Annotated in this window: 16 protein-coding genes; 5 read left to right on the plus strand and 11 right to left on the minus strand. The window is 36.1% G+C overall.

Annotated elements, in window-relative coordinates:
- Positions 1 to 131: 131 nt before the first annotated feature.
- The 4 genes from ACFVR1_RS10525 to ACFVR1_RS10540 form a co-directional block, all read right to left on the minus strand.
- Positions 132 to 821 (minus strand): N-acetylmuramoyl-L-alanine amidase family protein, encoded by a 690-nt coding sequence (locus ACFVR1_RS10525; RefSeq protein WP_387583853.1) that lies wholly within the window; start codon positions 819 to 821, stop codon positions 132 to 134.
- 248 nt (positions 822 to 1,069) lie between these two features.
- Positions 1,070 to 1,549, minus strand: coding sequence for a phage holin family protein (locus ACFVR1_RS10530; protein WP_387583855.1), 480 nt, complete (start codon positions 1,547 to 1,549; stop codon positions 1,070 to 1,072).
- Between the two features lie 184 nt (positions 1,550 to 1,733).
- Complete coding sequence (locus ACFVR1_RS10535; RefSeq protein ID WP_387583857.1) at positions 1,734 to 2,210, minus strand: sigma-70 family RNA polymerase sigma factor; 477 nt, start codon at positions 2,208 to 2,210, stop codon at positions 1,734 to 1,736.
- Between the two features lie 127 nt (positions 2,211 to 2,337).
- On the minus strand, positions 2,338 to 2,535 hold the full coding sequence (locus ACFVR1_RS10540) for an XtrA/YqaO family protein (RefSeq protein WP_387583859.1): 198 nt from the start codon (positions 2,533 to 2,535) through the stop codon (positions 2,338 to 2,340).
- 295 nt (positions 2,536 to 2,830) lie between these two features.
- On the opposite strand from ACFVR1_RS10540, the gene ACFVR1_RS10545 reads away from it, so the two are divergent.
- The 3 genes from ACFVR1_RS10545 to ACFVR1_RS10555 all read left to right on the plus strand — a co-directional run bounded on the left by ACFVR1_RS10545 (position 2,831) and on the right by ACFVR1_RS10555 (position 4,444).
- Entirely contained in the window at positions 2,831 to 3,175 is a 345-nt protein-coding gene (locus ACFVR1_RS10545) for a helix-turn-helix domain-containing protein (protein WP_387583861.1), read from the plus strand.
- 12 nt (positions 3,176 to 3,187) lie between these two features.
- Positions 3,188 to 3,643 (plus strand): ImmA/IrrE family metallo-endopeptidase, encoded by a 456-nt coding sequence (locus ACFVR1_RS10550; protein WP_387583863.1) that lies wholly within the window; start codon positions 3,188 to 3,190, stop codon positions 3,641 to 3,643.
- Between the two features lie 597 nt (positions 3,644 to 4,240).
- Positions 4,241 to 4,444 (plus strand): hypothetical protein, encoded by a 204-nt coding sequence (locus ACFVR1_RS10555; protein WP_387583864.1) that lies wholly within the window; start codon positions 4,241 to 4,243, stop codon positions 4,442 to 4,444.
- Here the strand turns inward: ACFVR1_RS10555 and ACFVR1_RS10560 are convergent.
- The 3 genes from ACFVR1_RS10560 to trhO all read right to left on the minus strand — a co-directional run bounded on the left by ACFVR1_RS10560 (position 4,434) and on the right by trhO (position 7,432).
- The gene (locus ACFVR1_RS10560) at positions 4,434 to 5,738 is read right to left on the minus strand and encodes a D-serine ammonia-lyase (protein WP_387583866.1); all 1,305 of its coding nucleotides are present in this window, start codon (positions 5,736 to 5,738) and stop codon (positions 4,434 to 4,436) included. The genes ACFVR1_RS10555 and ACFVR1_RS10560 overlap by 11 nt on opposite strands.
- A gap of 16 nt (positions 5,739 to 5,754) precedes the next feature.
- Entirely contained in the window at positions 5,755 to 6,201 is a 447-nt protein-coding gene (locus ACFVR1_RS10565; RefSeq protein WP_387583868.1) for a GNAT family N-acetyltransferase, read from the minus strand.
- Between the two features lie 274 nt (positions 6,202 to 6,475).
- A complete protein-coding gene (trhO, locus tag ACFVR1_RS10570) occupies positions 6,476 to 7,432 on the minus strand; it encodes an oxygen-dependent tRNA uridine(34) hydroxylase TrhO (protein ID WP_387583869.1) in 957 nt (318 codons plus the stop codon).
- A gap of 159 nt (positions 7,433 to 7,591) precedes the next feature.
- Between trhO and ACFVR1_RS10575 the strand changes: the two genes are divergently transcribed.
- Positions 7,592 to 8,461: a glycerophosphodiester phosphodiesterase family protein gene (locus tag ACFVR1_RS10575; protein WP_387583870.1), complete on the plus strand. Its 870-nt coding sequence runs from the start codon at positions 7,592 to 7,594 to the stop codon at positions 8,459 to 8,461.
- 2 nt (positions 8,462 to 8,463) lie between these two features.
- On the opposite strand, the gene ACFVR1_RS10580 is transcribed toward ACFVR1_RS10575, so the two are convergent.
- From ACFVR1_RS10580 to ACFVR1_RS10595, 4 genes are all read right to left on the minus strand, one after another.
- On the minus strand, positions 8,464 to 8,910 hold the full coding sequence (locus ACFVR1_RS10580) for a YaiI/YqxD family protein (protein ID WP_387583871.1): 447 nt from the start codon (positions 8,908 to 8,910) through the stop codon (positions 8,464 to 8,466).
- 87 nt (positions 8,911 to 8,997) lie between these two features.
- Positions 8,998 to 10,083: an ABC transporter substrate-binding protein gene (locus ACFVR1_RS10585; RefSeq protein ID WP_387583872.1), complete on the minus strand. Its 1,086-nt coding sequence runs from the start codon at positions 10,081 to 10,083 to the stop codon at positions 8,998 to 9,000.
- A gap of 12 nt (positions 10,084 to 10,095) precedes the next feature.
- Complete coding sequence (locus ACFVR1_RS10590) at positions 10,096 to 10,875, minus strand: ABC transporter ATP-binding protein (RefSeq protein ID WP_387583874.1); 780 nt, start codon at positions 10,873 to 10,875, stop codon at positions 10,096 to 10,098.
- Positions 10,876 to 10,879: 4 nt separating this feature from the next.
- Positions 10,880 to 11,701 (minus strand): ABC transporter permease, encoded by an 822-nt coding sequence (locus ACFVR1_RS10595; RefSeq protein WP_387583875.1) that lies wholly within the window; start codon positions 11,699 to 11,701, stop codon positions 10,880 to 10,882.
- A 129-nt stretch (positions 11,702 to 11,830) separates the two neighbouring features.
- On the opposite strand from ACFVR1_RS10595, the gene ACFVR1_RS10600 reads away from it, so the two are divergent.
- Positions 11,831 to 13,153, plus strand: coding sequence for a M48 family metallopeptidase (locus ACFVR1_RS10600; RefSeq protein WP_387583877.1), 1,323 nt, complete (start codon positions 11,831 to 11,833; stop codon positions 13,151 to 13,153).
- The last annotated feature ends 137 nt before the right edge of the window (positions 13,154 to 13,290 follow it).

Consider the following 13,290-nt stretch of genomic DNA (forward strand, 5'->3'; position numbering starts at 1 on the left):
ACACATTTTGTTCTATATGTGATAGAGCATGAAAAGAAAAATTCAATATAATATTATGTTTTAACTCTCCTTTTTTTGCTAATCCAACAAATAAAGCCCTGCCCACCTAAGTGAGCAGGGCTAATTATTATTTATTTCACTCTCAACACTTGTCCTATACGAATTGTATAATTGGCATCAAGCCCATTCCAATCCTTAATTTGTGGTATAGTGCTCCCATAAGCCTGACTTAGTGAATATACAGTGTCACCGCTTACTACAGTATGATAAACTGCTGTACTTTTCTTTGAAAGATTGAAACACTTTGCGATTCCATTGGCATGACCACGGGCAATTGATTCAATGAAAGATGCTGTTTTCAACTTTGTCGCATCATTCACATTATCAATAAACCCATTCTCCGTCAAAATAGCTGGCATATTTGATTCACGTAACATATGAAAGTTTTCCTGTTTCTTGCCTCGATCAGTGTAATTTACAAGGTTTAATATTTCTGTATGAATTGTACTCTGATAGGTTGTAGTAGGTGCGCCAACACCGGGATAAATATAATCCTCATAGCCTGTCCCACCGCCTGCATTAATGTGAACTGAAAGGAGGAAATCTGCCCCCCAAGCGTTGGCTGCATTTGTACGTTCAGGCAATGACAAAGTCTGATCTCCTGTTCGACTCATTAAAACACTTACATTGTTATATTCAGCAACTAAAATATCTTTGACTCTAGTGGCAATTTGCAATGTTAGATTTTTCTCCTGTAAACCATTTCCTACTGCGCCTGAATCCGTCCCACCGTGTCCTGCATCAATAAATACTTTTACCATAATTATCACCTCATATTAGTTTTGAATTGCTAGAATAGAATGCTTGCTTGAACGCACCTTTGAATATCACATTACAATCACCTCCTCAAAAGAAAAAGCCACCCGAAGGCAGCATATTTTGGTTAGACAATATTCATTGCAAATTGACTATCAGAGTATTTTTTTGTTTTCTTTGGATTTTACTAGCATGAAAATTTTGCTATTTTACTCCTAATAATCTCTTTTCCGATTTGTGATCGCTTTTCAAATCATTTGCCTTCCAGATCTTTTTTGCGTTTGGATGAACGTGAAATCTTTGTTTCAATTTCTTCTTTTACCCATTCGGTTAACTTAACTAATAGCCATTCTGGGACCCACTGTCCCCAACCAGCCCTGATTGAGTTAGCAGTCATTGATTGAATTAATTGGTATAAAACTCCAAAAGATAAAGTTCCAAAGAATACACCTGGCACTCCCGTAATCATATCCATTAGATGCCCTCCAGCAGGTAGCATTAATATAAATAAACTACGAAAAATACCATCAATTCCGTACTTGCTTGCGTATGTATTATCTTTTTTGGCTGATCGTGTGCCTGAAATCCAATCCATGACATTAAAAAAGGTAAGAGCGGTCATTGTATATATAACAACTTCTCCTTTACCATAAAAAAATTCAAATATGGGAATGAATAATGCTCCAAACAGCAAGGTAAAAAATTTATCCACTGAAAATAACCATCTTTCCATTTCTTCACCCCTTTTAATTTCAATAATAAAAAAGCGCAAGCGCCTATGTCTGTCCACCCAGGCAAATTACTCTTTTAAAAGCGGACGAAGATACAATTTCGTCCGCGACTTCGCTTCTTTATCAATCGGTACTGTCTACGAATACACTCTTCACTACTAGGTGGGTAGATACGTCAAGTGTACGTCAAGAAACGAGCATTTTGACTTTATCCTTTGCCCGATCAATATATTGCTGCACTGTTCGCTTCTTTAAATTTAATTCCTCTGCAATTTCTGTGAGACTCATACCATATGCCATATGCATTAAATAGCATTGTCTTTCTCTATGAGAAAGCTCAACTAATATATTTATTATTTGATTTTTCTGTTCTTCACTTAACACACTTTCCTTTGTATCCAATTCAATAGTTGGAAATAAATCCATATCCAACAATGCACGTCGTTGATATATAGATCTTTTATCCACACCATGTAGATTACCTGGTCGTCTACCTTTCTTCATCCATTCAAGGGAATAGGACATATCTTCAATCATGCTATTGATAATTTTGATATCTGCATTGTCTTTAGGATTCATTGGGTCTAATTTTTCTTTTAAATGCTCCAGTTCTTTTTTATGATACGAATACTCTTGAATTAATTTATCAGCCCAGTTCAACATTACAATTACCTCTCATTCTCTTATTTTTTTCTAAATAAAAAGAGGACAACAAATGACTCAGCAAAAACGCTGAAATCGTTTGTTGTCCTCCAGATAACTGGTGGGACTTTGTTTTTTTATATACAATTTAAAAATCTTCTCCTTCATTCCATTTAACTCGTACTACTTTTCCTTGATGTGTCTTAATTGTTGTATCAGCAAAATGAGGTAACTCTGTTAATTTCGCTTTCCCTTTACTCAGTACTATTACACAAGGCAATGGCAATTTTGTTGTATTGAGATATAAGATTCCTTGGGAGTCTATTTCTAGTTCCTTCATTCTCATGAAAGTCAGTCCCTCCTAAATAATTGGTTTGGACAGTTAATATTACTGTCCGTAGCTACATTTCAATAATGAATATAAGTAACTTTTTCATTTTCCTAAAACGGAATTTCAGTAAAGTATTATCCAACCTATGTTCCGTTTATCCAACCTAAGTTCCGTTTACGGAACAACATTAGCATATTATTATTTTAAATCTATGTCAATGATTATTTCCTAAAACGGAACTAAAAGTTGCATTTCCGGAAATTTAGTAATAGTATATTACGTATAGATACTATTTAAGGAGATAACAACAGTGAATAATTTCGGCGCACTATTAAGAGAGCTAAGATTGAACAGAGAACTAACAATTGAACAATTAGCAGATTCTTTAAACGCTAAATATGGGAGTAAAATTAGTAAAAGCTCAATAAGTCGTTGGGAAAATGGAGAAGCTGATCCTAAATTGGAGTTCGTTCGGTTACTTGCAGACTTTTTTAAAGTTCCAGGACAGTACTTTTTAGGTGAAGTAAACCCGGAGAGAGCAGATGAGAAAAAAAATATCGTAACTATCGCAGCTCACATTGATGATGATGTAACAGAGGAAGAAATGAAAGATATTAAAAAATATATTGAGTTTATTAAATCGCAGCGCGGTTAATGAGGTGTTTATATGACATATGATCGACTGATGATGGAGTATCCACATATTAAAATAATTGAAAAGGTATTACCTAAGGGGCTACCCGGTTTATATTACGATAACGTGATTGAAATTGATATATTAAAAAACAAATATGAGAAGCATTGTATATTAGCAGAAGAGCTTGGTCATTACGAAACAACTTACGGCGATATTACTGAATTGAATGATTTGAGAAGTATCAAACTAGAGCAAATTGCACGCAGATGGGGTTATGAAAAAATTGTTTCTTTGGACCAGTTAATTGATTGTTATGTAAGGAGCCAAACAACATTAGAGGAAATGTGCACTAACCTTGAAATAACACCTGAATACTTAAAAAGTGTAATTGATTATTATATCGAGAAATATGGTCTTTTTAAGCTACACAAGGAATATAAGATTACTTTTGATCCACTTGATATTAAAAGATTAGAAAGTAATTAGGAAAACGTAGTGGAATATAAATCTTTCACTCTCTATGCAATAACTCCAATGCCTTTAAATCTGTCTTGAAAGCTTCGCACATTTTACTTGGAATCGCTTCAGTTGCAAGTCGACTGTTTGGATTAACTACTAATACTTTTATTCTAAAAAATCTTCTCTACGCCATCTATTATAAAATTCCCTTATTTTTATGAGTACAAATTAAAAGATAAGAAAAACCGGGCAAAAAGATGCCCGGCCCTTTTAACAAGAGAAATTAGAAATGGTTGATTTCCGCTATGGCGGACGCCACAAATCTTTTCTGCTACGAGTAACCGCAGGAGCAAAATCTTTTCTGCGACGAGCTTTGCGCAGGAGCAAGGGAAGCGGCTTGATGCCCCCAGGAAAGCGTCTATCTACAGCGGAAATCAACTTGTTCATGGCATAAAAATTGATCATACTCTCTTATTCTTTAAAATAGTCCCTAAAGTCAAGGAGACATTTAGGGACCATTTATTGCAGTATATAGAGCAATTATTATTCAACCGCTTGGAATAAATAGTATGTTTATTAACTTTATATTTGTTATACTACATATAATTAAAGGAGTGATAAATATTGGTTGAAATATTGATATTTTCCATTTTCCCAATGATCATATTAGGATCACTTGGTTTGGGAGCATATGCTACGGTAAAAGAATATCAAGTAAAACAGAAAAAATTAGAAATTGAAATGATGAAACTTGAAAACGAAGCATTTTTATTAATTGAAAAGAAACAAGCACTATTGGAAGAATCAAAAAATCATTCTAATAGTTAAGATATTGTTTTCCCTTTTCATAATAAGCTACCTTCTCATGTTCAGGAACCATGCCTCCTCCAGTTGCCCATACAATATGTGTAGCATTCTCTTGGTTAAACCCTTTTTCAGCTAGATGAATAGGTCCTGTCATTCCAGCAAGTGCAGATGGTTCTAGCTGAATTTTTTCTGTATCTACTAAAAGTGCTAGTAATCGATACATCGTTTTGTCACGTATTGTGTAGCTACCATCTATTAACTGTTCTAATGTTTTACCTACAAATCCAGATGGTCGCCCAACTGCTAGCCCATCCGCATCTGTTTTATTGTCTAAACCAATATCACTTACAGCTATATTTTCATGCAATCCTGTCATAAGGCCAAGCAGCATGCAAGGAGAGTGCGTCGGTTCTGCGAAAAAGCAATGGACATGATCTCCAAATAATAACTTCAAGCCGAATGCAACACCTCCTGGACCCCCACCAACTCCGCAAGGTAAATAAACAAATAACGGATTTTTCTCATCTACTTTTTTCCCTTGCTGCTCCAACTGTTTTTTCAATCTACTTGCCGCAACTGCGTATCCAACAAATAGATCTGTTGAATTTTCATCGTCGATAAAAAAGCATGTCGAATCTTTTGCTGCTTGCTTTCTACCTTCTTCTACAGCAATGCTATAGTCCGAAGCGTATTCGATGACTTTTACACCTTTTGCACGAAGCATGTCTTTTTTCCATTGTTTCGCATCGCTAGACATATGCACTGTAACCTGAAAACCAAGCTTCGCACTCATAATCCCAATACTTAAGCCTAAGTTTCCCGTTGATCCAACTGCAATAGAATAGCCTGAAAAAAACTGTTTTAGCTCTTTATTTGCAAGAACCGCGTAATCATCCGTCTCCTTCAACAAACCTTCTTGAATTGCTAAAGTCTCCGCAAGTTTCAGCACTTCATAAATTCCACCTCTTGCTTTAATGGAGCCTGAAATCGGTAAAGCATTGTCGCATTTTAATAGTAGCTCACCATCAAAGTCAGTTTGGAATATTTTTTTCATTGCAGACGCCATTGTAGGAATAGCAACAATCGGAGACTCAATAATGCCTTTTGCTTCTGCTGTCTCTGGAAAAGCAATTTGTAAATAAGATGCAAAGCGATCTAATCGATCGCTTGCATCTTGCACCATTTCATTTGTGACAGTTATTTTTTTTATTGCTTCTTCAGCGTTTATTAGATTCGGATTCATCCAAATAACTTCTTCGGTATTTTGCATATTTTTTATTAAAGGAAATTTCTCTAAAAGTTGTTGATCGTTCATTTGTGTCATTCCTTTTCTATTCTAAACTCATTACATGGGTAGTGTCAGGTGATCGTTCCTCAAATGCAAATCCATTGGCACGATAAAAGGCATCCGCTTTAGCAGATTCAGTTTTCGTTGTAATCTCTTTAAACTGCCCTTTCGCATCTTCCGATATGGCTTTGCATAGTTGGCTTCCAACACCCTTTCTACGATGTTCTGGTAAAATATAAAAACGATGTAGTCGAGCAGATTGTTCCCCCGGACCCGTTATGTTTCGATTTAATCCACCAATAGCTACTAACTCTTGGTCTTCCCAAACTCCGTATAGAGCCTCTCCTTGTTCACTGAACCTATTCGTACCATCCTCATATTCTGATGCTAGTCTCGATACGAATCGATATCCTTCTTTTTCGCTTTCTTGAATTAGTTTGGTTACGTCGACTTCTTTCAAATCTGAAATTTTCTTCACTTCGATTGCCATATACGTTCCCCCATTCTATTGTTAAAAACGAACTCTAGTTAAACTTCGCTACAAGTACGGAAATTCCCTTTATTACAGAATTGTTACTGGTGCCTGGCACCAGTAACAATTCTGTAATAAGCTTATGTATTTAGAAGGCTTTCAATTAATAAAAAACATACAATGTGAATACAATAAGCCCATACTGGATAGATGGTGGGTATTTGAGAGTTTGTTCTCATTAAACCCAAAAAAATCCCACGCTATTCAAAGTAGCGTGGGATTTCGGTGATTCTTATACCATTTCTTTAATTGCAGCTAATCTTGCTTCTACTTCTTCTTCGGATAAGTTATGTTCTACAATATAGCGGTTGCGTGGGTGTACGCGGCATTCATCTGAACAGCTACGTAAATATTTGTGTTCGTTTTCTTCTGAGCATAGAATTTTGTCATTACAATCTGGGTTTGCACAGTTTACATAACGTTCACATGGCTCACCAGTGAAGTGGTCTTTTCCTACTACTACATGCTCCACTTGGTTGATTGGAACAGCAATACGCTCATCAAATACGTACATTTGTCCGTCCCATAGTTGTCCACGAACTTCTGGATCTTTTCCGTAAGTTGCAATACCACCGTGTAGTTGTCCAACGCCTTCAAAGCCTTCACGAACTAACCAGCCTGAGAATTTTTCGCAACGAATTCCACCTGTACAATAAGTTAGCACTTTTTTACCTTCGAACATTTCTTTATTCTCAAGCATCCATTCAGGTAAATCGCGGAAGTTGCGGATATCTGGACGAATCGCCCCTCGGAAGTGTCCTAGGTCAAATTCATAGTCATTACGAGCATCGATTACTATTGTATCTTCTGCTTGCATTTGTTCGAAAAATTCTTTTGGAGAAAGATACTTCCCAGTCAATTCATTCGGATTAATATCTTCTTCTAATCCTAAATGTACGATTTCTTGCTTAGGACGAACATGCATTTTTTTGAATGCGTGCCCTTCCGCTTCATCTATTTTATATACCATGTCCGCGAAACGTTTGTCCGCTTTCATCATGTCGATGTATGCGTCGGTTTGTTCAATTGTTCCCGAACATGTGCCGTTAATTCCTTCGTCGGATACTAAAATACGCCCTTTTAACCCAAGTTCTTTACAAGCAGCAAGATGTTCTTGCGCAAATGTTACTGGATCTTCAATCGGGACATATTTATAGTAAAGTAATACTCTGTATGCATGTGTGTCCATTTTTTACTCCACCTTTATTAAATTTTGTCCATCCGATTTAATATATCAAAAATGCGGGCATTTGTTAAATAGATAGTTTTCTTTTTATTATCAAAAAACGCAAAGGTAATAGAAAATCTAGAAGTCAAATACATTATTAATATCTTGAAAGGGGTTTTTATGCGAAAGCTATTCATTATTCCAACATGTTTCCTTTTAATGATTGGATGTTATGGCAATGAAAAAAGTATAGAACCTCTTTCCACTGAGAGTTTCTTAATCATTGCACATCGAGGTGCTTCTACATATGCGCCTGAGCACACCATTCTTGCTTACGAAATTGCACAACAAGCAGATGCAGATTATATTGAAGTTGATCTACAAATGACCAAAGACGGTGAGCTAGTTGCTATGCATGATGAAAAAGTAGATCGTACAACAGATGGTAAAGGATTTGTAAAAGAATATACATTAGACGAATTGAAGCTTTTAAATGCGGGAAGATGGTTTAATAACAACTATCCTAGTTTAGCAAATAGTGAATACAAATATCTAAACATCCCTACATTGGATGAAATTTTCTCTTATTTTGGAGACAGTGTGAATTACCATATTGAAATGAAATCACCTGGTATATACGAAGGCATGGAAGAAAAGCTAGTTGCACTTATAAAAAAATATAAACTAATTTATGTAGATGAAGAATTCCCAAAAATTGTAATTGAATCTTTCGATGGTAGGAGTTTACTAAAAGTTCATGAACTAGAGCCTAAACTTCCTCTTATCCAGCTATTTAGTTTCAAAGAGGAAGCAGCCCTTTCCATACAGGATTATAAACGTTTAAATACTTACGCAAGTGGTATTGGGGTGAACATTAGCTCTGTCGATAAAGATTTTATTCAGGAGGTTAAACTAAACGGTTTGCATATTCTCCTTTATTCCATTTCAAGTGAGATAGAAATGAAACAAGCAATAAATTTAAAAGCAAATGGTGCTTATACAAATAATCCTGAGATGGGAATTAGAGTACGTAGGCTGCTAGAACAATGATTTCAATTATTTAATGCATGCTCACATAGCCTTTGAAAATGCATTTCAAAACTTTCATTATCTTCCTTTTGACGCTTTCTAGGACCTTTTAAACGGCCTCCAGCCTGCCTAATTTTTTTCGATATATGACGGCTATTTAAAAGCTGATCAATATTTTCAGGTGTATACCAACGTCCATTCTGATCGATTGCAAAACCTTTTTTAGCTAATACCATTGCAGCTAGCCCGTAATCTTGCGTAACAACAATGTCTCCTTTATTCACTCTATTTACTAATACAAAATCGACTGCGTCTGCACCTTTTGATACCATTATCGTTTCCGCACCTTCACGTTGCATATAATGTGCTGTGTCACATAGCAATGTCACCTTTAGTCCAAATTTTTTTGCTATTTCAATTGTTAAGTCTACTACCGGACATCCATCTGCATCTACTAAAACACTTACCATCCTATGCACCCCATTTAACATTCGATATTTCCCATTGTATCCTATAATGCTCATTTTATAAAAAAACGCCCAATGTTTATTGGACGTTTATTTCTTATATTTCCCTAGAATTTCTACTGCTTTTTCTGTAATAGACGTATCTACTGCTTTGTCGAAGTCTACGTCTCCACTGATTGCTCCATTCGCTTTATATGCATCATACTGTTTCACAACGTCATCCAAAAACATTTTCCCATCTGGATCGAGACCAGTTACAAAAACTTTTTCCCATAATGCTGGATCTTTTAAGGCTGTGTACTTTGTCATAATGTCGATTACTTCTGCTTTTCCTTCTCCTTTAAAGAACGCATCATTATAATCCCGTACTCCTTTTAAATATGCCGTCATGAAGCGCAAAGATACATTTTTTTCATCATTCATAAATTTTGGTGATCCAAGTACCATTGCAATTTGTGATTCTGGAGCATAATCGGTCGTATCTCCAAAGCGAACATGAAATCCATTTTCTATTCCCTTTGCAATCAAAGGCTCAATTTGAAGTGCTGCATCGACTGAACCATTTTCAATAGCTCCTAACATACTTCCAAAATCTCCAAGCAAAACAAACTCAACATCGTCGGTTGTGAGTCCAGCATGCTTTAGCATTTCCCAAAAAATGTATTCGTCAATTGAATTTTTGGAAGAAACTGCGATACGTTTGCCTTTAAAGTCTTTATATTCCTTAATTTTGTCCTTCATTTCGTTTCCAATAACAAATGAAAAATAGGATTTCCCAGGTACATTATGCCCTTTATCTGCAATAATTTTCACGTCTATTCCTTGTGCTATCGCATTAAAGAACGACGCTGTCGATACTCCTCCCGCAATATCTACATCACCAGATGCAAGGGCCGGTAACATTTCATCACTATTTCCAAACTGAGCAAATTCTACTTCAATATTATAGTCGGCAAAATATCCCTTTTCTTTTGCTATATAGAAGCCTGCTCCAGATGCCGCTCCATCCTCTGCGATAACTACTTTCACTTTCTTTTCAAGAGGAGCCAAGTCGCCGGAAGGATTCTTTTTATTTACTTCATCATCCATCCCATTCGTACTTACTTTTTCTTTGGAAGAACACGCACCTAATACTAAAACAATCGATGCGAGTAAAATCAACCAACGTTTCTTCACAGATTTCCTCCCTTATCTTCTTGATCGCTGTACTTCTTGTTGCAAATGATTCCAAATAGTAATGAATTGCTCAGCCATCTTCGTATTAGCTCGAACTTGTTCCATCGTTCTTGGTCTTGGTACAGGTACAGTGATCTCTTTTATAATTTCTCCTGGATGCGCACTCATTAAAACGATGCGATCACTCAATAACAATGCTTCATCAATGCTATGGGTAATAAATAACACCGTCTTCTTTGTTTCAGACCAAATTGAAAGCAGTTCATCCTGCAAAATAAATTTATTTTGTTCGTCTAATGCTGCAAATGGTTCATCCATGAGCAAAATTTCGGGGTCATTTGCAAATGCTCTAGCAATGCTAATTCTTTGCTTCATCCCACCCGAAAGCTCTTTAGGGTAAAGTTTGGAAAATTTACTTAAACCTACTTTTTGCAAATAATAATCTGTTTGTTTTCGAACAAAATCCTTGGGTAAATGCCGCATCTTAAGCCCAAACGCAACGTTCTCCTCCACTGTTAACCAAGGAATAACCCCTTTTTCTTGGAATACCATCGATTGTAGTGGCCTTTCGTTAGTATCGGAGTCAATTGTAAATGTACCTGAGCTTGGTAATTCTAAGCCTGCTAATATTCGTAGTAGGGTTGTTTTTCCGCAACCACTGGGTCCTACTAAACAGACGAATTCCCCTTCTTTTATTTGGAGTGACACATTTTTGACCGCCGTTACACTGTTATTTTTCTTATAAAATACTTTTGTTAAATTTTCTATGGAAATTTTCACAATTTCACTCAACTACTCACCTCCATGGGACGATTTTCTTTTGCAGCCCACGTAACAAAAGGGAAAACAGAAAACCAAAGGATGAAATGAGTACTAAACCAACAAACATTTCCTTTAACATAAATGCTTTATAAGAAGTCCATATTAAATACCCAATTCCTGAAGTTGCTCCCATCATTTCTGCAGCAACAATTGTGAGTAATGCAATCGCCTGCCCCATCTGAATTCCTTCTAGCATTACAGGGAGGGCACCAGGCAAAGCTATTTTAAAGAAAAAATCATTTGGACTTGCTCCGTAATTTTTTGCTACATCTAGATGTACTTTTTCAATATTTAATACACCAGCAACAGTATTAATGACAACTGGGAAAAATACGCTACCTGCAATCGTTACTACTTTTGAAAAGTCACCAATTCCGAAAAGAATAATAATGATTGGCATTAGAGCCAGGGTAGGTATTGGCATGAAAGCCATAACAATAGGAGAGATAAAATGTCTAATTGGTGCATACAACCCCATTAATAAACCAATGATTACTCCTGGGATCACGCCTAATAAAAAGCCTACTGCAATTCTATATAAAGATACCGATATATGGGTCCATAACAATCCGGTAGCTGCTAGATCGAAAAATGTAGATATTATAGCTGAAGGTGGAGGGAAAAATCGAATATCAAGAATACCGGTTCTAGAACAGACTTCCCATAGTAACAGAATGAATATTGGAGAGATGATCGTTAGTAGTTGTTTTGCCCGTTCTTTTACTTGTTGTTTCTTCCATTCCTGTTGTTCCGTTTCATAAGGATCATAACGTATGACCCCTTTTTCATCGCGCATTTTTCACCACCTCTTGTAAAAATAATATGTAAAATAGGTGAAATGTGTGAAAGTCATGAATATTTTGTGTTGACTGCTATCACACCATTTGTTAGATTAATTAAGTATTTCAAGAGGGGGAAACTACTATTGTCATCTAAAGAGTTAAGATCTAATAGAGAGATGCTCTATTTTATATTGAGCATTATTTTTAGTGTACTATTGTACATATTCGCTGTCGCTTCTTTATTTGGAATTGCTATTCTATTAATAATTTTAGTCGTACTATTATATGCAAATGCCATTATGCTAGGTTCTATCCGTGGTAATGGGATACGTATTAGTGAGAAGCAGTTTCCAGATGTATATGAGCGAGTAGTAGATTTGTCTTCTAAAATGGGGTTAAAGAAAGTTCCAGATGTATTTGTAATTCATTCTGAAGGTGCATTTAATGCATTTGCAACAAGGTTTCTTGGAAGAAACATGGTTGTCATTTATTCAGAAGTATTCGAGCTTGCTAGACAACATGGAGAAGCAGAATTAGATTTTATCATTGCTCATGAGCTTTCTCATGTGAAACGTAGGCATGTATGGAAAAGTATATTAATCGCACCTGCACAATTTATTCCATTTCTTTCTCAAGCATATAGCCGTTCATGCGAATATACTTGTGACACTGAAGCAGCTTACTATATACAAAATGGGGTAGCAGCAAAAAAAGCACTTACAATTCTCGGTGTTGGGAAAAAGCTTTACAAAGAAGTAAATGAGGATGCCTATTTAGAACAAATACATACCGAATCGAATGTCGCAGTTTGGTTGGGTGAGGTACTATCAAGCCACCCGCTTTTACCCAAGAGAATACAAGCAGTAGGTAACTTCATGCAAATAGAAGGAACACCTAAGTATTATTCAAACTCAACAAAAATTGCACTAGGTATAGGTGCATTACTGGGAATTTTCTTTACAGTGTACATTGCAGCAGTTGTTCTTTTTACTACTGGGATATTCACCTATGCAAATTTATTCTCCGGAAACATTTTAGGAGAAACATTTACAGGAGACTCTTACTTTTCAGACACCTCACAAACTCCTTTAATGGAAGCAGTTTCAGATGCAGATGAGAAGAAAGTAAAAGAGCTTATCCTTAATGGGGTAAATTTAGAGGAACAAGATTCAGAGAAAACTACCGCACTTCTTTGGGCAGTATACGATAACGATGATTCTATTGTAGAGTTATTGTTAGATGCGGGGGCTAACCCAAACACATCCGATGATTATTCGAATGCACTAACCGCTGCATTATATAACGAAAATTATAATATGGCATATCTTCTTTATGAACATGGTTCAGATCCTTCAATCTTAGACTCTGAAGGTGATTCTGGCTTTAACATGCTTGATGTTGACAATGAAGAAGACTTTTTAGCATCACTTCAAAATTATATAAAGAAAAGCCCGAGCTCCCTTTAGCGCATCTTGTTGTTCTAAGTGTGCTGATCATTAGAATACGAGAGGAGCAGGAAGAGATATCGTCACTTCCTGCTCCTCTTTTTTCTGTAATCTTATTGCGAATGTTTACCTTCTTGAATTTGTGCAGACAAGGTGTT

This window comes from Psychrobacillus sp. NPDC058041 (assembly GCF_042885655.1).
Classification (GTDB): Bacteria; Bacillota; Bacilli; order Bacillales_A; family Planococcaceae; genus Psychrobacillus.

Bases quoted from the DNA above. Each gene is read 5' to 3' on its own strand.
- trhO (WP_387583869.1), bottom strand. From the start codon at position 7,432: ATGGACACACATGCATACAGAGTATTACTTTACTATAAATATGTCCCG.
- ACFVR1_RS10580 (WP_387583871.1), bottom strand. From the start codon at position 8,910: ATGGTAAGTGTTTTAGTAGATGCAGATGGATGTCCGGTAGTAGACTTA.
- ACFVR1_RS10550 (WP_387583863.1), top strand. From the start codon at position 3,188: ATGACATATGATCGACTGATGATGGAGTATCCACATATTAAAATAATT.
- ACFVR1_RS10560 (WP_387583866.1), bottom strand. From the start codon at position 5,738: ATGAACGATCAACAACTTTTAGAGAAATTTCCTTTAATAAAAAATATG.
- ACFVR1_RS10535 (WP_387583857.1), bottom strand. From the start codon at position 2,210: ATGTTGAACTGGGCTGATAAATTAATTCAAGAGTATTCGTATCATAAA.
- ACFVR1_RS10565 (WP_387583868.1), bottom strand. From the start codon at position 6,201: ATGGCAATCGAAGTGAAGAAAATTTCAGATTTGAAAGAAGTCGACGTA.
- ACFVR1_RS10575 (WP_387583870.1), top strand. From the start codon at position 7,592: ATGCGAAAGCTATTCATTATTCCAACATGTTTCCTTTTAATGATTGGA.
- ACFVR1_RS10540 (WP_387583859.1), bottom strand. From the start codon at position 2,535: ATGAGAATGAAGGAACTAGAAATAGACTCCCAAGGAATCTTATATCTC.
- ACFVR1_RS10530 (WP_387583855.1), bottom strand. From the start codon at position 1,549: ATGGAAAGATGGTTATTTTCAGTGGATAAATTTTTTACCTTGCTGTTT.
- ACFVR1_RS10595 (WP_387583875.1), bottom strand. From the start codon at position 11,701: ATGCGCGATGAAAAAGGGGTCATACGTTATGATCCTTATGAAACGGAA.
- ACFVR1_RS10525 (WP_387583853.1), bottom strand. From the start codon at position 821: ATGGTAAAAGTATTTATTGATGCAGGACACGGTGGGACGGATTCAGGC.